We start from the raw sequence: 19127 nt of genomic DNA, 5'->3' as shown, positions 1-19127 counted from the left end.
AACCAAAGTTTACCGGAATATCAAGACTTTGTCGGCCTCCCAACGGGAGGCCGAAGTCGTTTCTACCCCTAGCACAACGCTTGCACAGAATCCGGTGTCAAAATGATGTGCCTGGACGATGACGGCCTGAAACCTCGTGTCGAATTTGTCATTCAATCGCATTGCTATCTCATCAGATTGGGAGATAGCAATGGCCGCAAACGCACTTGTCCAAACATGTGTTGATGCCGAGATTCGGGATCGTGCCTATGAAGCCCATTGAGCATAATTCCGGACGGCCAGTGATTGCAGTACGAAGACTCTCGGTCTGTCCGACATTCGAAAACACAGGGTGTGCCCGCCTACCGGAAGAAAACTTTATCGCAGGGTCATGGCGCCAGCCGCACGATGATCGTGGCCTCAGAAGACGACAATTGCCGCTCGACCATTTCGGCTTGCGATGAATCAAGGCCATTGATGGTGACGTTGCCACCCGTAATTGGCTCTCTCACCACCGGCTCGAAGATGACGTCTCCATTGACCAGCAACTGGGTCTTTTTCCCGAGAGCTGCGCGTGTGAAATCCTCGAAGGCCTTGGCGCTTTCCGGTGTCAATGCAATTTCCACCGCAGGTCCGGTAGCGGCATCGACCGAGGTTTTTACCTTTGCGACCCTGAGCGAAATCGGTGGGATGTCCCCGCCGCCGTCGGCAGCGGTTTTGCCGCCATCATTCTGGTTGGGGGAGGACGCGGTATCGGCTTTGCTCTTCGGGCGGTACTGGTCCAGATCGATCGAAGCCTGCGTATTGTTTTCGGGTAACGGCTCGACGCGTTGGCCAGACAGGGTCTCGGCGGTCCATGCATGCGGCGCAGGCAGGACCGGTTGCTGATCCTCCCGCCAGATATGCACAGCCATGGTGACCTTCATGCCGCCGACACTTGCGACCGTGTTTTCCAGCACCTCGATTGTCGAGCCGTCGCGTGTTGAGTTCACATAGGTCACAGTCCGCGATTTGCCGGCGCTTCTGGCCTGCGCCAGCTGGGCGTCGGCCAGTTGTTTCGCCCGGTCCGCGAAGCTTGCGATCATGCCATCGATAGAGGATTGCTGGGATTGCAGCAGGGCAGCCGGATCGTAGGTTACCTTCGCGCTGAAGGTGGCTGTTTGCCTGATCTTGTCGGCGGCTTCGAGTTTCCAGACGGTGCTTGTCGGAACGAGTACCCCTTTCAGCTCTTCGTTCCCCGCAACCGTCCATTCCCGCCCGATATCTGTCGTGAAAGCTTCAGAGGACTGCCCAAGCGCAAGGATCATGCTTTCCGGCGCAAGCACGTCTATGACCACAAGGGGATTGCCTTTAACGGTCTGGAGCATGCGGGAGGCCGTATTATCGGGCGCGGAGGTGGACAGAAGCATTTCCATATTGGCAACGATCTGATCGGCGCCGAGAAGCGTCATCGGAGCACCGCTCGGATCTGCGTCGAATTGCAGCTCCTTAACACCATAAGCGGCGAGCGAATTGCGAAACATGGCATTCATCGCATAGGAATCCGCAGCGCCTGCCGCATCCGGGGGAATGTCGGCGGACAGCCTCCATTTCACCCGCATTCCCTCGTCGTTTCGCGACAGGACCGTTGCTGACTGACGGAAATCGCCCCGCATGACAGCGGACGATGCTTCCGGCCTGTCGAACCAAAGCGACATGTCGGTCTCGGTCGTCTTTTGAACGCGATAATGAAGCTCAGCTCCTACCGCAGGCTCATATGGTGGAACGGTCACGCTCTCCGTTGCGTGCGCCGGACCGACTGCCATGGTTGCCTGGAATATCAGCCCGGCAGCGAGAAAGAGGGGAGAGACCAGACGGATATTACGGCGCGTTATGTTCGTGCGAATTTGCATGCTCCTCCGATTACGGCTTTCCAACACCTGACACGTCGATTTCATACTGTCTATCCCGCGTTCAATGCCGCGAGGCTCCTATAAGCCGCGACCTTTAATCTCCATGAGGAACCCGATGTAATTTCGGATGGTGACAATATGCCGGGAGGTGGCGTGTCGGAGCGACGCTTCTTCAGATCCGGTTTGCGATGGCGTGTCATGGCGAGCGGTCCGCTAGTTGAGGCGTTGATTGGTTCCGGCATCGAACAGGTGGATCGATGCCAGATCCGGCTGAATCTGGATGGTCGCGCCCGGCTGCGCCTGTACACGCTCGCGGAAAACACCGATGACCTGGTGATTGCCGAGCATCATCGTAACCTGCGTTTCCGATCCCATTGGCTCCACCAGCAAAACCGTTGCGGTGAGGCCTTGGTTGACCAGTTCGAAATGTTCCGGGCGGATGCCGTATATCGCTTCGCCTGTGGCAGAACCGGGCGGGAGGGGCAAAATGACGCCGTCAGCCTCGAAGCCATTGGCCGTAAGTTGCCCCTTGATGAAATTCATCGCCGGCGAACCGATGAAGCCGGCGACGAAGGGATTGGCGGGCCGGTCATAAAGCTCGAGCGGCGCCCCGCATTGCTCGACCCGTCCGGCATTCATCACCACGATCTTGTCGGCCATGGTCATGGCTTCCACCTGGTCATGCGTGACATAAACGGTGGTGACCCCCAGACGCTGGTGCAGCCCCTTGATTTCACCGCGCATCACCACGCGCAACTTGGCATCGAGATTGCTGAGCGGTTCGTCGAACAGAAAAACCTGAGGATTGCGGATGATTGCGCGGCCCATGGCGACACGCTGCCGTTGGCCGCCGGAAAGCTGGCGGGGGAACCGTTCGAGCAATGGCGTCAGCCCCAGTATGTCAGCTGCCCAGCTCACCCGCTCGGCGATCTCGGTCTTGCTGCCGCCGCGATGCTCGAGCGAGAAGGCCATGTTCCTAGCGACGCTCATATGCGGATAAAGCGCGTAATTCTGAAAGACCATGGCGATGTCGCGGTCTTTCGGTTCGATCTCGTTGACGACACGGCTGCTGATCGAGATATCGCCGCTAGTGACTGTTTCGAGGCCTGCGATCATCCGCAGCAGGGTGGATTTGCCGCAGCCCGAAGGGCCGACGAGGACAACGAATTCGCCATCGGCAATATCGATGTCGACACCATGGATGGTGGCGAGTGCGCCATAGCTTTTCTTGACGGATCTAAGGGTAACGGGTGCCATGGGTCAGCCTTTCGATTAGCCTTTAAGCCCGGTATGGGCGAGGCCTTCGACGAATTGTTTCTGCGCAACGATGAAGACGATGAGTACGGGGATGGCGGTCATCGTTGCGGCGGCAAGCTGGATGTTCCACATCGGTCCGCCATAGGCGTCGGTAAATTGTGTCAGTGCCTGGGGCAGGGTGAACTTGTCGGGGCTGGAGAGAAAGACGATGGGTTCGAGATAGAGGTTCCAGCTGCCGAGAAATGTGAAGATCGCAACGGCAGCCAGGGCCGGACGGGCAAGCGGCAGGGCGATGGTCCAGAATATCTTGAACCGGCCGAGACCATCGACCCGGGCTGCTTCCTCCAGTTCCACGGGTAAGGAGATGAAGAACTGGCGCATGATGAAGGTGGCGAAGACCGCCGGCGCGCCGAAGATCGGCACCAGGATCAGCGGCCAGTGTGTGTTGATCATGCCCCATTTGAGAAACATCCGGAACAGCGGAACCAGCGTCACTTCTGACGGGATGAGCAACCCCACCAGCACCACCATGAAGATGGCGTTGGCGAAGGGGAACCTGATGCGTGCAAAGGCATATCCGGCCATCGACGCCACTGCCATGGTGCCGATGGTGACGATTGCGGCGATATAGGCGGAGTTCCAGTATTGCAGCGCGAAGGGCTGTATTCTGAAAACGTCGGAATAGGAGGAAAAATCAAAGGCGCGCGGCCAGATATCCGGCGGAAAGGCAAATATCTGGCTGACGGGTTTGACCGACGACGTGACCATCCACCAGGTCGGAAAAACGAAGGGGATAAGCAGCACGCAGAGTATGAAATAGATCAGCGTCTGCGCGCGTGGGCTGAGTTCAGTTTTCATAGAATACGAACTTTCTGCGCAGGTGCCATTGGATGAAGGTGAGCGCGCCGACAATGACCAGCAGGATGATGGAGAGCGTCGAGCCATAACCGAAGAGGTAGAACTGGAAGGCCTGCTGGTAGAGGTAATAAACGAGAACCGTCGTGGAAAAGCCCGGCCCGCCCTGCGTGAGGATCATGATCTGCGCAAAGACCTGCAACGCGCCGACGATGGTGACGATGGAGGCGAGCAGGATCGTCGGGCTGATCATCGGCAGGGTGATGCGATAAAATTGCTTGAAGCGCGGCACACCGTCGACGCGAGCGGCTTCAAAAAGTTCCCGCGGCACGCCCTGTAGTGCGGCAAGAAACAGGATCATGTTGAGACCAAGGTTCTTGAGCGCCTGCACCACGATGACCGAGATCATCGCCGTCGTGGGGTGGCGCAGCCAGTTGGGCCCCTCGACGCCGATCATTTGCAGGAGGCCGTTGATACCGCCATTGTTCTGCAGCAGGAAGCTCCACACAATCGTCCAGGCGACCAGCGACACCACCACAGGCGAAAAGAACAGCGTGCGGAACACGGTCATGAAGGCCAACTTCTGGTTCAGGAGCAACGCAAGCCCCAGCGCCAGGCTCATATTGAGCAGGGCAAGCCCGGCCGAGAACACGGCGGTCACGGCCAGTACTTCGCCTATGGCCGGGTCGCTGAGCAGCTTCTGGTAATTGGCGACACCGGTGAACCGGAACGATCCCGCCAGCACGTTCCACTCATGCAGTGAATACCAGAAGACCAGCACCAGCGGCACGAGCACGAAGACAACGATACCGATGAGTTGCGGCGCTATGAACAGATAACCGGTGGCGGCGTCACGGCGCGCCATGGTCCAGAAACCGCGCCGGGCCTGTGTCTGCGCTGTCTGGAGGGCAAGCGTCATGGCTTTTCTTCCTTCTGCTTTTCGCATCCACGGAAAATCGGATGACTACCAGCGTCAATTGGCCGCCAGCAACGGATCGAGACGGCCGCAAAGCGCTTGCAGGACAGCCGCGACATCGGCGTCGGGACGCCAGAGACCGTCAAGGCCAGCGCGAACGGTCTGTTGCAGCCGGGCAAAATTGCGGACCTGCTGCGTTGATTGACCGGTGGCGACGCCACGAATGACCACGGCCTCTATCTGTTTACGCGACAGCAATGGGTTGGCGGTCGCGAGGACATCGGCGGTGAGCAGGCTCTGCCGTGCCGGCGGGAAAAACCGCGCGAGCTTGGCCACATTAGGCTTGGAGGAGAAAAACGCCAGGAATTCCGCCGCAAGCTTCGGGTTTTTGCCGCTGGCCATGACGCCAATGCCTGCCCGACCTGTTACGGCATAGTCACCTGCGGGTCCTTTAGGCAACGGCACGAGATCCCAGTCGAAGCCCTTGTCGCCTTTCGGCAGCAGCGCTGCGCGGCTGATCTGGGTGGTCGTCATCGCCGCATCCCCGGCAAAAAAATCGGCCGAAACACCGGGGCCGGGCATGGCTTTTTTCACGAAGATCGCATCGTGGATGAAGCGCATGGCATCAACCATCTCCGGGCTGGCAAAAGCGCAGGACTTGGTGTCTTTCGACCAGGGATAGGCATTCCAGCCGGTATAGACTTCGGCAAGGTTCTCCCAGGCCTTGTATTCGAAATCACGAATGATCAATCCCTGTTTGCCGGTGGCCGCAACTTTCGCGGCTGTCGCAATGGCATTGTCCCAGTTCCATTCGCCGGCAGCGATCATCTCGGCGGGTGTCTTTGCGCCTGCCGCCCGGATCATGTCGTTGTTGACGAAAACGCCGAAGGGCGATGTCGAGAAGGGATAGAGATATTGTACCCCTTCATACGACCAGGCGGTGAGTGTTGCCGGAGGGAAGTCGTCCATGTCGTAACCTTCGGTATTGGCAAAGGTTTCGGTAAGGGGATAAAGCGCCCCGGCCGCCATGAAGTCAGGCGCAGTGGTGTCGAACAGCCAGGCCAGATCGGGGGGATTGCCGCCGGCGATCTGGGTGGTCAGGGTGGTGGCATAGCCTTCGTAGGCAAGCGAATCGTAGGTGATCTTGACGCCGGGATGGCTGGCCTCGAACTCCTCGGCGATCTCGTTGAAGAGGGCGAGATGGGCTTCGTTGGCGCTCCAGATGGCCATTCGCAATTCCTGCGACAAAGCCGGCGAAACCAGCCCGGATGTGACCAGAAAACCGGTCAAAGCAATTTTGACTAAACTCCTGCGCATGAATAATCCTCCCAGATTATACGTTTTGGCTAGTAGCCGCGAATATCAGGCCAGTGGCGCTCCACCCCTTGGCGTTCGATGTGGGTGTGGAACTGCGCCAGCCGCTTTTCGTCGGTATGCACGCCATGCGGGGTCTCGCCCCTGTCAAGGCAATAGGCGGCCAGCATGCCGGCCACTTCGCCGATGTTCCATTCGACCGGATGCAGCCTGTAACAACCATTGGTGATATGCGTCGTGCCGATATTCTTGGATGCCGCCAGCAGGTTCGTTTTGTGGCGGGGAATAAGGGCACCCAGCGGGATTTCGAAAGGGCAGGCGCCGACATCGATATAATTATCGCCGCCCGTCGAGGGGTGCAGGTCGATGCGGTACATGCCGATACCGATACTATCAGGGTAATGCACCGCGCCGCGATCGCCGCGCACGGCAAGCGACAGATCCTGTTCCACCACCGTGGTCAGGGCACGAATGCGACGGCTTTCACGGATATAGGGCGCCATGGCCAGGCCATGCTCCGTGCCGGTAATGTCGCCGCGCAGGCGCAGGCCCGGGAAACCCTGACCACCATCCGGGCGGGGCGCCTCGGTCTGCATCCAATAGAACATGGAATAGGACAGGCTTGCCGCATCGGCCAGCCGCTCGGCATATTGTTCGGGAGTGACGTCGATGATCGGTGCCTCGAAATAATCGATCATCGGCCAGTTCACGAGGCAGATATCGCTGGCATAGGCGCCGGGCCGAAATGTATGGCGGGCGGCAATGCGGCGGAATATCCACAGGCTCATATCGCCGGCGCTGTGGCGCTGGTCGGCAACGTCACGTGTTGCGTTGTCAACCGGGTTGGGATCGAAGAACCGGCGGCTGCGCTCCAGTGTCCGCGGATTGGGCGAGTCCCAGCTCAATAGCGGGCCGCCCCAGAATTCGGGGGCAACCTGACGCCAATGGTCATACCGGGCGGGTTTGTCGATGACATGATTGCCGTCAACCTGATCGACGGCGAAGCAGATCGAGACGGCCTGCTGATTATGCGGTTGCGCTTCCGCCGGGGCACTCGGCTCGCCGGTTTCGGATTGGGCTTCGAAACCAGTGACATAGTCGGTTGCGGTCAGCGGCAGCAGATCGCCCAGTTCGGTGGCGTCGATGATATAGCGGGCCGAACAGGAAATGAGATCACCGGTATTGCAATGGCGCAGCGTCACGGCCTGCACGGTATCGCCACCGACTTCCGCTGATATCGGGTCATAGGGCTTGAGGATGGTCAGCTTGCCGCCCGCCGCGTAAGGGGCGAGCATTGCTTCCATCACCGCCAGCGAAACGCGTGGTTCATGGCACAGGCGAGATACGTTGCCGTCTCCGGGGTTGAGCGTCAGATCCGCGCGGGCGGTGTCGGTGAGCGGATAGTGGTCGCGGTAATATTGCCGCACACCCGTGCGCAGGGCGCGATAGCTGGCGGTGATCCCGAACTGTTCGACCCAGCTGTGCTCGTCGGGCGGTACGGCCTGGCTGGTCAGCTGGCCGCCAATCCACTCGAATGCTTCGGTCAGGATAACGCTGCGGCCGTTGCGCAGGGCCCCGAGCGCCGCCGCCACGCCGCCAAGTCCGCCGCCAACCACAAGAATATCTGCATTGTATTCTCTCACGTCAGGTTCTCTTTCCTTGAGTTGGGCCTTGAGTTGGGGAGGCAAGCGTTTCGCCCGCCACGATATCGCAGCCCAGCAATATCTGCTTTACGGGGCCGGGGGGGCTGGTGAGGGTCTCGACCAGCATGGAAGTCGCCTGCCTGCCCATTTCTTCGCGGGGGATGGCGTAGGAGGTGAAGATGCGTTGCAAGCGGAGCGTATGCGTGCGCGTGCCGCTGCCCAGCACCACGATGGAAAGATCGCCGGGGACGCTCACCCCTTCCGCACGGGCATGATTGTCGAAGATCACCGCCTCGGCCGCCTCGGCAAAAAAAACGACGCTTGCTCCGCTGGCGCGAACAGCGGCCAGCTGCTCGGCCGGATCGCCATTTTCACTTTCGTGGGAATAGACCAGCTCCGCCGCGCCCTCGATTGCGGCGAGAAAACCACGCCAGCGGTCGCTGATGGATTCCGCCGGACCCGTCGCGCCGATAAAGGCGAAACGGCGATGGCCGGCGGCAAGTGCTTCGCGGACAAGAGCATGCGTGGCAGTCACATAATCCGCGCCAACATAACGCACCGGTCCGCCGGCATCGTCACGGCGACCGACTGCGACATAGGGGTAGTCACCGGCAACCAGTCGGGCCAGCTCATCGCGGTCGAACTGGCTGCCCAGAATGAGGCATCCGTCGGCTAGTCGAAGCCGACCCGTTTCCCCGAAGATACGCTTGCGGCCGTTATCGTCGCGCGTCGCCGCCGTCATCAGCAGGAGGTCGTAGCCCAGCTTCTCCGCTTCCTCCTCTATCCCCATCAGAAATGGCGTGTAGAAATCCGCCTGCGCGATCGGGAAAGCCGGCTGATAGGTGAATACGCCCAGAATCCGGTTGGCGCCCTTGACCATGCTGCGTGCGACGGGATCCGCCACATAACCGGTGTCGCGAATGGCCTTCAGCACGCGCTCTCGCGTTTCAGGCGGGATACGACCCTCAGCGGATTTCGCCTCGTTGAGCACGAGCGAAACCGTTGCCTGGCTGACTCCCGCGAAGATCGCAATGTCACGTTGCGTCAAGCGCCTAACCATCGAAACCCCATTTCCCGCATCTGCTAATTCGTATTAGCTGCTTATGCGTATAAACAAGGTTTGCGAGAGGATGTCAAGAGTGAGACGGTCCACGCTGATGTGTCAGAGCGGACCGTTCCATTTGCGGGGTCTATCAGACATTACCCAGCCATAGACTTGGCGCCGCCAGCAGCACCGTGTTGTTTTGAAAGCGTTTTCTTTTGATGGATTCGAGTTCGAATCTCATCAAGACCACAGAAGGAGTGTGAAGAGCTTTGAGAAATCTTCGGCATCCACCAGGCCGCCGCCAGCAGTCATTTCGTGAGTAATGCCACTCCGCTATTGGTTGCCAGGCAGATCAGACCGGAGCCGATAGTGGTGTATTCTTTATCACCGTGGGGCCAGCCTGCTCCAACCTCTTCCATCATCTTTTTCCAATAGGCCTGGTATGCGGACCACATGGCGGGGTCTGCAGGATCGGCCTCAAATGACTTCATGATAAGAAAGCGATCGAAGTCGCGCATGTTTCCGATGGAAAATCCACCACCAAGAAGAGGATCAAGGACATCGCGGGCGATCCGGGTATGAGGCGGCCTTCACGATCAACCAACGCGTCAGTCAGAATAGGAGCAACCTTAGCTGGCAACCCGTCGTTTTTGCCTGCCCCACGATGAAGCATCCCGCGATGCACTGTCGGCCACTGAGGCGCGCCAGTATTTCAGAACGGATGGATTGGCTTTCATGTGTTGCCTCAAGAAGGTGCATATTGTTCACGCCGGAGCCCGGCCGTCTAGTGCGCACCTTTGCAATTTATGCGTTAACGCTTTGTGTCGCGCTCGCGGAAAACTAGTTGTCCAGGCTGGCAATGTGCCGCCGACGGTTCCTATTTCACCGGGAATTTTGCGCTCAATGTTGCCGAACTCTCAAGGGAATATTCTGTCCGCGGTGATGTTTGGGCCGCTCAGTGCCCGTCATCCGGCTGTAAGGAGTCAACCAGCCGAGCCTCAATAAAGACCATTTAGTGGATAGGGCACAGCGGCATGTTCGCGCCTTCTTTGCGGTCGTTGGCACTTCGTTTGCTTAGCGGCACAGGGTCGCATTCACCGCTTGGCGCGGCGGCAACCGGAATTGGCGTCATCGATGCGCGATATCAGAAGCCCATCTCAAACGGCGTTCGGGGAGATACCTGACTGAGTAAGGTGCCGTGATACTTCGCGCCACCCGATGCTAGGCATCAAAAGGGATCACGACCCGAAGGTGTTCCAGCACTTCGGCGCACATATGGCTGGTTTCCGAAAGCTTCAAAACCTCAATCGCATCCGTGATTGGAAATAGTTTCCGTTCCCGCATCCCTTGCTCAGGGTATTGGTCAACGATCCGGTCTTGCACAAGAACGTGAACCGCCAGTCGGTACCGATCGACGTTACCGTGTTTTGTATAATCGAAGTGTCCGACGGGTGACGATTCCGCGACACCGATGACTCCGGCCTCTTCAAAAGCCTCACGTTCCGCGGCCTTCCGGCTTGGTTCTCCCGGCTCTATCTCGCCCTTCGGAAGCCCCCACTGACCTGTCCGCCTGCTACGCACAAGCATCACCTGAGGGTCATTGCCCTCGCGGATGGCCAAGCAAATGGCAGCCGCTTGGGGAACTACTCTACTGGTGATCAACAATTGATCCTCGGCACGGCGCCTTTGGTGCAACATGTCGGTTGTTCCTGTTGGGACGTAGAACCGCGCACTTCGAGGGGCGTTATGTCACAAAACTGTCATAAAGAGAAGGGCCTCAAGTGGCGCCCCGATAGCCTGGTTCAGTACCAGCCCAGCAAGATATGCAATGCTGCGGCGCCTGGATTGCAGAGGAAAAATCCACATACTAACCTGTATTCATTGGATATTTCAGTGATTGCGATGGTGAGGTGCGGTTCTCTTTTTCGGCGTTCCCGGGTACGGTGCCGCAGTTTCCGCTCTAAAAATAGCTGCCGGCCGAGTTGTGTGAGAGTGCAATCAATGGAACGAAAAGGATCTTCGGAAAAGCGGGCGGAACTGAAATCACCCATTGAAACGGTGCGCGATACTTCCGGAAAATGGACAGATATAATGCACATAAGGAATTTCAGGGCGATGATTATGGGGAGAATATATCGAAGCAGATTGATGGCGGCCGTTGGCGCATTGCTACTCTCTGCCCTGGTTTTTTCTGATGCGGCCATCGCCCGGAACTATTCGGCGGAGCGAGTTTTTGCGACCATTAACGAGGTCTCGGGCAATTTTTCCCGAAAGAGGGTCAAGCTTGGAAATACGGGTTTCAGCTTCTCGACCATCCTGCAGAACGGCATGAATATCTGGGCAGAGGCCAATCCCGACGGAAAGGAAGGCGTAATCGCTCGCATTTACGAGCCTGAAAACCGCGACAAGCTGATGATTGAGGTTCATCATATCCGCTTCCCGTCATTTGCGGAGGCGCCGACAGCGGGACACGGGTTCCTTGCTCTCAACAACTACAATCGGATCATCACGGATCGCCAGAAATCAAATAGCGTTTTTGGTTTTCTTGCTGGTGGCGAGTTCCAGGACGGGAGGGGTTACGGCCGGATGGCGCGCATCGCCGCTATCAGTCACGGGCGTGACGTTCTCATTATCCACGCGGCGTTCGATTACGATGATTACCCCAAATACGAGAATGCTCTTGCACGTTTCTTCGGCGGGCTGGAGATGGAGAATGAGAGCGACGCGCTTAAAAGCTTGAACGAAGAAACAGCAAAAGGGGGCGAAGTCTTCCTCTATCCGCAGGGTTGGGAAGTAAAGGAGGCGGACACGGGCGACAAGCCGCGAGGGACGTCCGACTACAATCTGTCCTTGGAAGGTGAGGAATATCCCAATCTTGTTGTCCATATCCGCCCGGTCGATCTCGCCAAGGGACGGGAAGTGGCCGCTGGTATGATATCTGCTTTCACCAAGCAGATCAGCGAGAGCCCCAAGGCGTCTTTCCCCGGTGAGGCCGAAATGGAAACGGTCAGGAGTTCGTCAGGCGAGAATTTGGCATATTCCTATGCGCGCGGCTGGGATACGATGCAGGGCGGTCGTTTTGTTACCGAGATTTATGTCCAAAAAAACGCGGCATTATCATCAATTTCCATTCTCGGGTTGAACACCTACGATGTCCGGAGAAATATCGGCTCCTTCGACAAGGATGCCCAGCACATCGTCTTCAAAGGCTGGGTGACTGGCGTATCTGCTTATTTGCTGGCTCAGAACTCGCTGGCGCAGGACAGGAATGACGTAGTGCGGAATTTCGATTTGAAAGAGATTGCCCGCTGATCCTTACCGGTTCAGATTGCTGGACGGGAAGCAGGCAGCGTTCGCAGGTCTCGTGGGAAGCGGCAAATGTGACCGGAGGATTGCTCGGTACACGCGATGGGAAATCGGAGAATCGTCTAATGCGGTCGGGTCCGATGCGACCTTTCCCGAAAAGATATTTCCGTTGCGGAGTGTAGCATGTCCGACCATGTGAAAGAGATATTGAGACAACCTTCCGAAGCTCTTCCGCTCTACCTCAGTTCTTTCCGTCTTGAGATTGTCTATAATGACGGTGCAGCCCCCGATGCGGAGCGCCGTCAGGTGCTGGAGGCCGCTTTTGCTGAGCTGAAGGATGCTTTGCGCCTCGGTTTTTTCTGTGGTGAACGGTTTTCTGCGCGTGCGACGACCGACATCGGCATCAGCTGGAGCGACCGGGGCGATATGTCAGTCACCGTGTCCGCCGATGGCATTCATTACAACGCACTTGTCGCAGCCGTTCGGATCGCCGTCCGGCTGCATCATACGAGTCGTGAAGGATATGAGGCGATGAGAGCGATCCTGGGGGATGACGCCGATGTTCTTTCTCCGCCGGTGAGTTTAAGGGAGAATATAGCCAATCTTGCCATCGTTGATGTAATGGGCACTGGACGGGATGGGGTCGCCACGACGGATGTCCTGAATTATACCTCCGAGGGCATGGGGCTGCCAGCCTACACTCCGCTTCAGGGTGATATCGCAGAGAATTATGAGGGAGGCAGACTGGTCATCACGTCGCGTGCCAGCGGCGCCTTTCGGGCAGGTGATCTTGACGACATCGAGGATTGTTTCCTGCGTCTGTTTGGCAGCGGTGTTTTTACGTCCCTCGATGATCTCGATTGTGAGGTGTCTGACGATGAAGCGGAAATCTTCACACGCGGTAGCGATGGCCGCGTCGAGCTTCTATTTGGCAATTATCGCGACCAGAAATACGGAATGATTGAATTCCTCAACGTCGTTTCTGCCGGGAACATGATGAGCCTCACAATCCGTCGCGAATAGCGGTCTCGAATGTCCCTTGTACGATACAAGCCGTTTTCCTCATCTTTCATCTGGACGTCTGGTCGGTTTTGGAGCGCGGTCGGATGGTGGGTTTCCCTGCCAAACGGTTCCCATCGTGTCGACGTGCAGGCAATCGTCAGATCGCGCCCCGGCGCCATGGTGGTTGAAACATTCAGGACATTGGTCATGAAGGTGATCCGGACAGCGCAGTAAAAAAGCCGACAGCATTCGAAGAAGAACGTTTCGCCGTTTGGCCGCGCGGCCATGGGATGATCGCGCGGGTTCGCTGGCGGATGTCGTCCGGTGATTATGCAAGCTTGAGGATCAGCACATCGCGGGCCGGAACGACGACGCTCGTGCCGCTGTCTTGAACATGGCCGATGGGCCAGATCGCCGGTCCCGCCGCAAGTCCGCCAAGTCCCTCGGCAATCGACACCTCGATGGTCTGTGGTGTGCGTGAAGGGTTGACTAGCCACAGGAAGCAGCCGCTTTCACCCTTGTGTACGCGGGCGAACACCGCCCTGTTCGAGAGGGTTACATGCGGCGTGGCCCCGCTCCATTTCAGGAGTTCGGCAAAGAACCTGCCATTCGCCTTGCCATCGGTCTGGTGATAGGCAACGGAGGGGTTGGTGCCTATCAGGAGGGTGCGGCCCCTGCCGAAGCTGTTTTCTACCACGGCCAGACGTCCGTCCGAAAAGTCGCCGCGGCCGTTGCCGCCATTCAGGGCATAGGATTGCAGATAGCCGCCACCATCCACCGCCATGTCGCCGAACCTGAATTTGATGCGATCGCCGATATCGGGCATGAATTCGACATCGGCCTGACGAACGCCGAAAAGCGTATCCAGCCCCATATTCGGCTGCACCTGTCCAACATGGCCGCGGTCGCCAAAATAACCGGGGCAGGCCTCGGCAATGAGTGTGCCGCCTTTTTCCACCCAGGCCTTGATGCGTGCCGCCTGCTCGGCGGTGAACATGATTGGATAAGGGAAGTACAGGATGTCATAGGCATCTATGTCATCAATATGCACCCAGTCCGGCTGGACACTGTTGTCGAGGAAGCCACGGAAGGCTCCCCACATCGCGTCGCGATAAGGTTTCTCGTCGCGATCGAAATTAAGAAGATAGTCCCAGTCCTGTGTTTCGGGGATGAGCAGGATGCCGATCTCTCCGCGTATTGGCCTGGCGGCCCATAGATCGGCCTGGGCCGGATCGTTCGCCCATTTGGCCATCAGGCTCTGCATCTCGGAACGGGGCGTGCGCGAGCCGTCCATGTCATAGGCACCGAAGGCGCCGAAAAGCGGGCCATCGAGCAGCGGTCTCCAGCGCAGATTGAGAATACCGCGTGCGCCGCCGGCAAACGATGTCATGCTCCAGATGCGGATATCCTCCGGCTCTGCGACGCGGCCATCCTCCTTGTCGCGGCCGATTACCTGTGGCTGCAACCATAACGGTCCGCCTTGGCGTTCGGCGTGCCAGAAGGGCTTGCCGCGCGCAGCACCGCGATTGATATCCACTCCGTACCAGGTCTTCCAGGGTTCCGTCCCTTTGCGTGCCTGAATCCAGGTGAAGCCGTAAAGCTCGACCTTTGATGCTGCCAGCCAGTCATCGCAGCCATGCTTGGCCATATATGGAATCGAGCCGGAAATGCCGTGCGCGGCAATGAGATTGGTCTTGTCCACGGCGCGGATCGTGTCGATGCGCCACTGCATCTGTTCGTAAAAATTATCACGCTTGAAGCGCAACCAGTCGAGGCATTCCGGGTAGGCGGCCATCTGCACTGGCGGCTGGATATCGTCCCATTCTGCGTAGCTGTAGCGGTACCATGCCTTGGCCAAAGCCTTCAGACTTCCATACTTGTCTTTCAGCCAGTTGCGGAAAGCGGCCTTGGAATAGTCGCTGTAATCCACGTCCTCGGCATAATTGCATTCGTTCCAGATATCGTAGCCGTAAATGGCTGGATGATCCCTGTAGCGTTCGGCGAGTGCCGTCAGGAAGTTACCGGCGGCCTCGCGCACCTCAGGGCAATTCAGCGTCAGCGTGCCGCCGCCATTCTTGCCGAAGCCGCCCGTGGCCGTGGACACACCCATGTTGAGCGTCATCTTGCGACCTTCCGCGGTTAATTGCACGGCCTGCGGATATTTGCGCAGCGCCCAGTCGGGCATTGATTGCACCATCTCGGCGATAATCGTCTTTATGCCGTTTTTGGCGGCAAGGTCGAGCTGGCGGTCATATTCCTCCCAGTCATAGACGCCGGGTGCCACCTCGATCGCGCTCCACATGAACCAGTGGCGGAAGATATTCATGCCGTCTTCGCGGGCGACGCCATAGTCCCGCTCCCAGTGCTCCTGCGGTGGATTGGATTTTCTGAAGTAAACGGCTCCGGTTGGGAACTGAATATCGTTTCTGGGCATGATGTTGTCCTTCGGTTTTTGGACACGGCTTCGCCGGTCCGGATCGTGTTCCGGTTGGAAAATTAACTGTCGGGATGATGGTGGGCTTGGCGGACTTACATTCGTCCGCCCCCTGCAATCCGTTCAAGCGTGCGGATCAGGGCGGAATGGTCCTGGTCCCCATCGCCGCCGGCAATCGCGGCGTTCATCAACTGCTGTACTATCGCCGTATTCGGCAGTGCCAGATCAAGCGCCCTTGCGGCGTCAACGGCAAGCGTCATGTCCTTTCGATGCAGCCTCATGCGGAAGCCCGGATCGAAGGTTTCCCTGACCATGCGCTCGCCATGCACCTCAAGAACCCGCGACGCGGCGAAACCGCCCATCAGTGCTGACCGCACTTTGGCCGGGTCTGCTCCGGCGCGTTTGGCAAAGAGCAGGGCTTCGGAGACGGCCTCTATGGTCAGTCCGACAATGATCTGATTGGCGACCTTGGCGGTCTGCCCGTCGCCCACGCCGCCGACGAGCGTAATGTTCTTGCCCATCGCCTCAAACAGGGGCCTGGCACGATCGAAGGCGGCCTGTCTGCCGCCGATCATGATCGTCAGCGAGGCCGATCTAGCGCCGACCTCACCGCCTGAAACGGGCGCATCGAGATAGTCGCATCCGAGCGCCTCGATACGGGCAGCGAAATCCTTGGTGGCAACCGGTGAGATCGAGCTCATGTCGATAACCAGCTTGCCTTTCGACAGGCCTTCGGCAACGCCATCCTTGCCAAACAGCACCGCTTCGACATCCGGCGTGTCGGGTAGCATGAGGATGACGATGTCGGCGGACTGCGCCACCGCCCGCGGGGTGTCCGCGGCCTTGCCACCCTTGTCCAGGAGATGCTGTGAGAGCGGTTTGATGCGGTTGAGAACGAGCGCGTGTCCGGCATCGATGAGGTTTTCCGCCATCGGGCGTCCCATGACGCCAAGCCCGATAAATCCGATATTCATGATGCTTCACCTCACTTCTGCAATGATTTCATCCAGCCAAGGCCTTCGCTGGTGCCGGCCCTTGGCCTGTATTCGCAACCCACCCAGCCGTCGTAACCAAGGCGATCGAGTTCAGAGAAAATGAAGCCGTAAGCGATCTCGCCGGTGCCCGGTTCGTTTCTGCCGGGATTGTCAGCGATCTGGACATGGGCGATCTTCTCCCGAAGCCGCAGGAAGGTTGGTATCAGGTCGCCCTGCATGATTTGCATGTGGTAGAAATCATACTGGATAAAGAGATTGTCTGAGCCGACCTTGCCGAGGATGCGCTCGGCGTGATCCGTGGTGGACAGGAAGAAGCCGGGCATATCGCGCAGGTTGATCGGTTCGATCAGCAGCCTGACGCCGGCTTCGGCGCAACGCGCTGCGGCATACTTCAGATTGTCCACCAAAACGGCTTCCAGCGTCCCCGTATCGACGCCCGCAGGCACGAGGCCAGCAATGACATTGACCTGAGGGCATTGCAGCGCGGCGGCGTAGTCGAGAGCGAGGCCGACACCTTCGCGAAACTCGTCTATCCGGTCTGGAAGGCAGGCGATCCCGCGTTCACCTCCAGCCCAGTCGCCGGACGGCACATTGAACAAGGCCTGCTGTAATCCGCTTTCGGAAAGTGCGGCCGATACCCTTTCCTTCGGGTCGGAATAAGGGCCCAGATATTCGACGGCGCTGAAGCCATCCCTGGCAGCGGCGGCAAAGCGCTCCAGGAATGGCAGGTCCTGATAGAGAAAGGACAGGTTGGCTGAAAATCTTGGCATCATATCTTCCTTGCTATTCGTTGACGGGTGCGACGAAGCGATGCCGGAGCAGCAGGCGCTTGTCGCGCGGGTCGGGATTGGGAACGGCTGAAATCAGGCTCTTGGTGTAGGCCTCGCGCGGGGCGGTGCAGATCTGCTCGGCCTCGCCAAGTTCGACGATCTTGCCGCGATGCATGACGGCAACGCGATCGCAGAAATATCGCACCACTGAAATATCGTGGGAGATGAAGATGAAACTGAGATTGAGCCGCTGGCGAATGTCGAGCAGGAGATCGAGAATCTGGCTGCGGATCGACACGTCAAGCGCTGCAGTCGCCTCGTCAGCGATGATGATCTTCGGGTCGAGTGCCAGGGCCCGCGCGATACAGATACGTTGCCGCTGGCCACCCGAAAAGGCATGCGGATAACGCTCCATGCTCATCGGGTCGAGACCGACTAGCCGCATGAGTTCAGCGACACGCTCGTCAAGCGACCGACCTTTGGCCAGCCCGTTGACGATCAGCGGGTCGCCAATCACCTCCTTGACCGTCATGCGCGGATTGAGCGAGGAGAAGGGGTCCTGGAAGACGAGCCGGACATCGCGATGGAAGCCGCGCAATTGCTTCTTGTCGAGACGCGCGACATCGGTTTCGCCGCCGCGGCCATCGCGGTAAATGACGGACCCATTGCTCGGTTCGATGATCCTGAGGATCAGCCGGCCGAGCGTCGTCTTGCCGGAACCGCTCTCGCCGACAATGCCGAGATTTTCGCCCGGATACAGATCGAAGCTGGCATCATCGACCGCGCGCAGCGCCGCCGGGTTCGACGGCGTACCGAAGATCTTGCTGAGATTGCGCACGGAAAGGACCGGGGCAGGGGCATCGGCGGAAAAGGTCTGCGCCGCGCGCGCCTTCGCATGCCGGGTGAGCTTCACCGTCGATGCAAGCAACTGGCGGGTATAGGCATGCTCAGCGTGATGGAAGATCTTGTCCACGGTGCCGCTTTCGACGATGCGGCCGTAGCGCATGACTGCGACGTCATCGGCGACTTCGGCAACGACGCCCATGTCATGGGTGATTAGCAACATGGACATGCCACGCTCCACTTGCAGTCGCTTGATCAGGTCGAGGATTTCCGCCTGCGTCGTCACGTCCAGAGCCGTGGTCGGTTCGTCGGCGATCAGGATGTCGGGATTGCCGGCAAGCGCCATGGCGATCATGGCGCGCTGGCGCATGCCGCCGGAAAACTCGAACGTGTAGCGGTCGCCCATTGTCTCAGGATTGGGAATTTCGACCTGCCGCAACAGTTCGATCATGCGGGCGCGGGCAGCCTTCTTGTCGAGGTCGCTATGCAGACGGATCGCTTCGACGATCTGCGAACCGATCGTATGGACGGGTGACAACGAACTCATCGGCTCCTGGAAAATCAGGCCGATACGCCGGCCGCGGATGGCCCGCATCTCGCGGCTGCCGGGTGCGAGTGCGGTGATGTCGACGGTCTGGCTGCCGGCATTCAAGAGGATGCTGCCGCCGACGATACGGCCGGGACGGTCAACGATTTGCAAGAGCGATCGCGCCGTGACGCTCTTGCCGGAACCACTTTCACCGACGAGGCAGAGCGTCTTGCCCCGCTCCAGCTCGAAACTCACCTTCTCCACGGCATGCAGGATATGCGTTCTGAGCGGGAAGTCGATTGACAGGTTCTGCACCGAAAGAACGGTTTTCTCGGACATGGTCAGCT

15 protein-coding genes are annotated in these 19127 nt (G+C 58.5%); 2 read left to right on the top strand and 13 right to left on the bottom strand.

Annotation, left to right across the window (positions count from 1 at the left end):
• Positions 1 to 368 precede the first annotated feature (368 nt).
• The 9 genes from JZX88_RS10555 to JZX88_RS10515 all read right to left on the bottom strand — a co-directional run bounded on the left by JZX88_RS10555 (position 369) and on the right by JZX88_RS10515 (position 10599).
• Positions 369 to 1676, bottom strand: coding sequence for a hypothetical protein (locus JZX88_RS10555; protein WP_206913512.1), 1308 nt, complete (start codon positions 1674 to 1676; stop codon positions 369 to 371).
• Positions 1677 to 2084: 408 nt separating this feature from the next.
• Entirely contained in the window at positions 2085 to 3128 is a 1044-nt protein-coding gene (locus JZX88_RS10550; protein WP_206913509.1) for an ABC transporter ATP-binding protein, read from the bottom strand.
• A gap of 15 nt (positions 3129 to 3143) precedes the next feature.
• Positions 3144 to 3986, bottom strand: a complete 843-nt coding sequence (locus tag JZX88_RS10545) for a carbohydrate ABC transporter permease (RefSeq protein WP_142857498.1) — start codon at positions 3984 to 3986, stop codon at positions 3144 to 3146.
• Positions 3976 to 4902, bottom strand: coding sequence for a carbohydrate ABC transporter permease (locus tag JZX88_RS10540; protein WP_078052173.1), 927 nt, complete (start codon positions 4900 to 4902; stop codon positions 3976 to 3978). The genes JZX88_RS10545 and JZX88_RS10540 overlap by 11 nt, the downstream gene beginning before the upstream one ends.
• Before the next feature lie 54 nt (positions 4903 to 4956).
• A complete protein-coding gene (locus JZX88_RS10535; protein WP_206913507.1) occupies positions 4957 to 6216 on the bottom strand; it encodes an ABC transporter substrate-binding protein in 1260 nt (419 codons plus the stop codon).
• A gap of 29 nt (positions 6217 to 6245) precedes the next feature.
• On the bottom strand, positions 6246 to 7856 hold the full coding sequence (locus JZX88_RS10530) for an FAD-dependent oxidoreductase (protein WP_206913505.1): 1611 nt from the start codon (positions 7854 to 7856) through the stop codon (positions 6246 to 6248).
• Position 7857: 1 nt separating this feature from the next.
• Entirely contained in the window at positions 7858 to 8916 is a 1059-nt protein-coding gene (locus JZX88_RS10525) for a LacI family DNA-binding transcriptional regulator (protein WP_206913504.1), read from the bottom strand.
• Positions 8917 to 9209: 293 nt separating this feature from the next.
• On the bottom strand, positions 9210 to 9419 hold the full coding sequence (locus tag JZX88_RS10520; RefSeq protein WP_206913502.1) for a hypothetical protein: 210 nt from the start codon (positions 9417 to 9419) through the stop codon (positions 9210 to 9212).
• Between the two features lie 703 nt (positions 9420 to 10122).
• Positions 10123 to 10599 carry an NUDIX domain-containing protein gene (locus JZX88_RS10515; protein ID WP_206913500.1) on the bottom strand — a complete coding sequence of 159 codons (477 nt, stop codon included), beginning with the start codon at positions 10597 to 10599 and terminating at the stop codon, positions 10123 to 10125.
• A 303-nt stretch (positions 10600 to 10902) separates the two neighbouring features.
• Here JZX88_RS10515 and JZX88_RS10510 point away from each other — a divergent pair, with 303 nt between their 5' ends.
• Positions 10903 to 12213: a hypothetical protein gene (locus JZX88_RS10510; RefSeq protein ID WP_206913499.1), complete on the top strand. Its 1311-nt coding sequence runs from the start codon at positions 10903 to 10905 to the stop codon at positions 12211 to 12213.
• A 177-nt stretch (positions 12214 to 12390) separates the two neighbouring features.
• Positions 12391 to 13230 (top strand): hypothetical protein, encoded by an 840-nt coding sequence (locus JZX88_RS10505; RefSeq protein ID WP_206913497.1) that lies wholly within the window; start codon positions 12391 to 12393, stop codon positions 13228 to 13230.
• 307 nt (positions 13231 to 13537) lie between these two features.
• On the opposite strand, the gene JZX88_RS10500 is transcribed toward JZX88_RS10505, so the two are convergent.
• The 4 genes from JZX88_RS10500 to JZX88_RS10485 all read right to left on the bottom strand — a co-directional run bounded on the left by JZX88_RS10500 (position 13538) and on the right by JZX88_RS10485 (position 19119).
• Complete coding sequence (locus tag JZX88_RS10500; protein ID WP_206913496.1) at positions 13538 to 15643, bottom strand: beta-galactosidase; 2106 nt, start codon at positions 15641 to 15643, stop codon at positions 13538 to 13540.
• Between the two features lie 95 nt (positions 15644 to 15738).
• Entirely contained in the window at positions 15739 to 16617 is an 879-nt protein-coding gene (locus tag JZX88_RS10495) for a 2-hydroxy-3-oxopropionate reductase (protein ID WP_206913495.1), read from the bottom strand.
• Positions 16618 to 16628: 11 nt separating this feature from the next.
• The gene (otnI, locus tag JZX88_RS10490) at positions 16629 to 17408 is read right to left on the bottom strand and encodes a 2-oxo-tetronate isomerase (RefSeq protein ID WP_065116057.1); all 780 of its coding nucleotides are present in this window, start codon (positions 17406 to 17408) and stop codon (positions 16629 to 16631) included.
• A gap of 13 nt (positions 17409 to 17421) precedes the next feature.
• Positions 17422 to 19119: an ABC transporter ATP-binding protein gene (locus tag JZX88_RS10485; RefSeq protein ID WP_206913494.1), complete on the bottom strand. Its 1698-nt coding sequence runs from the start codon at positions 19117 to 19119 to the stop codon at positions 17422 to 17424.
• Positions 19120 to 19127 lie beyond the last annotated feature (8 nt).

The sequence above is a fragment of the Agrobacterium sp. OT33 genome (genome assembly GCF_017313365.1).
GTDB classification, from domain to species: domain Bacteria; phylum Pseudomonadota; class Alphaproteobacteria; order Rhizobiales; family Rhizobiaceae; genus Agrobacterium; species Agrobacterium rhizogenes_A.
Note: the sequence above shows the minus strand (reverse complement) of the source record. Positions and strands in the feature narration are given on the sequence as shown.

Excerpts from the sequence above, each read along its gene's own strand:
- JZX88_RS10520 (WP_206913502.1), bottom strand. The coding sequence starts at position 9,419 with ATGCGCGACTTCGATCGCTTTCTTATCATGAAGTCATTTGAGGCCGAT.
- JZX88_RS10505 (WP_206913497.1), top strand. The coding sequence starts at position 12,391 with ATGTCCGACCATGTGAAAGAGATATTGAGACAACCTTCCGAAGCTCTT.
- JZX88_RS10495 (WP_206913495.1), bottom strand. The coding sequence starts at position 16,617 with ATGAATATCGGATTTATCGGGCTTGGCGTCATGGGACGCCCGATGGCG.
- JZX88_RS10550 (WP_206913509.1), bottom strand. The coding sequence starts at position 3,128 with ATGGCACCCGTTACCCTTAGATCCGTCAAGAAAAGCTATGGCGCACTC.
- JZX88_RS10515 (WP_206913500.1), bottom strand. The coding sequence starts at position 10,599 with ATGTTGCACCAAAGGCGCCGTGCCGAGGATCAATTGTTGATCACCAGT.
- JZX88_RS10510 (WP_206913499.1), top strand. The coding sequence starts at position 10,903 with ATGGAACGAAAAGGATCTTCGGAAAAGCGGGCGGAACTGAAATCACCC.
- JZX88_RS10525 (WP_206913504.1), bottom strand. The coding sequence starts at position 8,916 with ATGGTTAGGCGCTTGACGCAACGTGACATTGCGATCTTCGCGGGAGTC.
- otnI (WP_065116057.1), bottom strand. The coding sequence starts at position 17,408 with ATGCCAAGATTTTCAGCCAACCTGTCCTTTCTCTATCAGGACCTGCCA.
- JZX88_RS10485 (WP_206913494.1), bottom strand. The coding sequence starts at position 19,119 with ATGTCCGAGAAAACCGTTCTTTCGGTGCAGAACCTGTCAATCGACTTC.
- JZX88_RS10540 (WP_078052173.1), bottom strand. The coding sequence starts at position 4,902 with ATGACGCTTGCCCTCCAGACAGCGCAGACACAGGCCCGGCGCGGTTTC.
- JZX88_RS10500 (WP_206913496.1), bottom strand. The coding sequence starts at position 15,643 with ATGCCCAGAAACGATATTCAGTTCCCAACCGGAGCCGTTTACTTCAGA.
- JZX88_RS10545 (WP_142857498.1), bottom strand. The coding sequence starts at position 3,986 with ATGAAAACTGAACTCAGCCCACGCGCGCAGACGCTGATCTATTTCATA.
- JZX88_RS10535 (WP_206913507.1), bottom strand. The coding sequence starts at position 6,216 with ATGCGCAGGAGTTTAGTCAAAATTGCTTTGACCGGTTTTCTGGTCACA.
- JZX88_RS10555 (WP_206913512.1), bottom strand. The coding sequence starts at position 1,676 with ATGTCGCTTTGGTTCGACAGGCCGGAAGCATCGTCCGCTGTCATGCGG.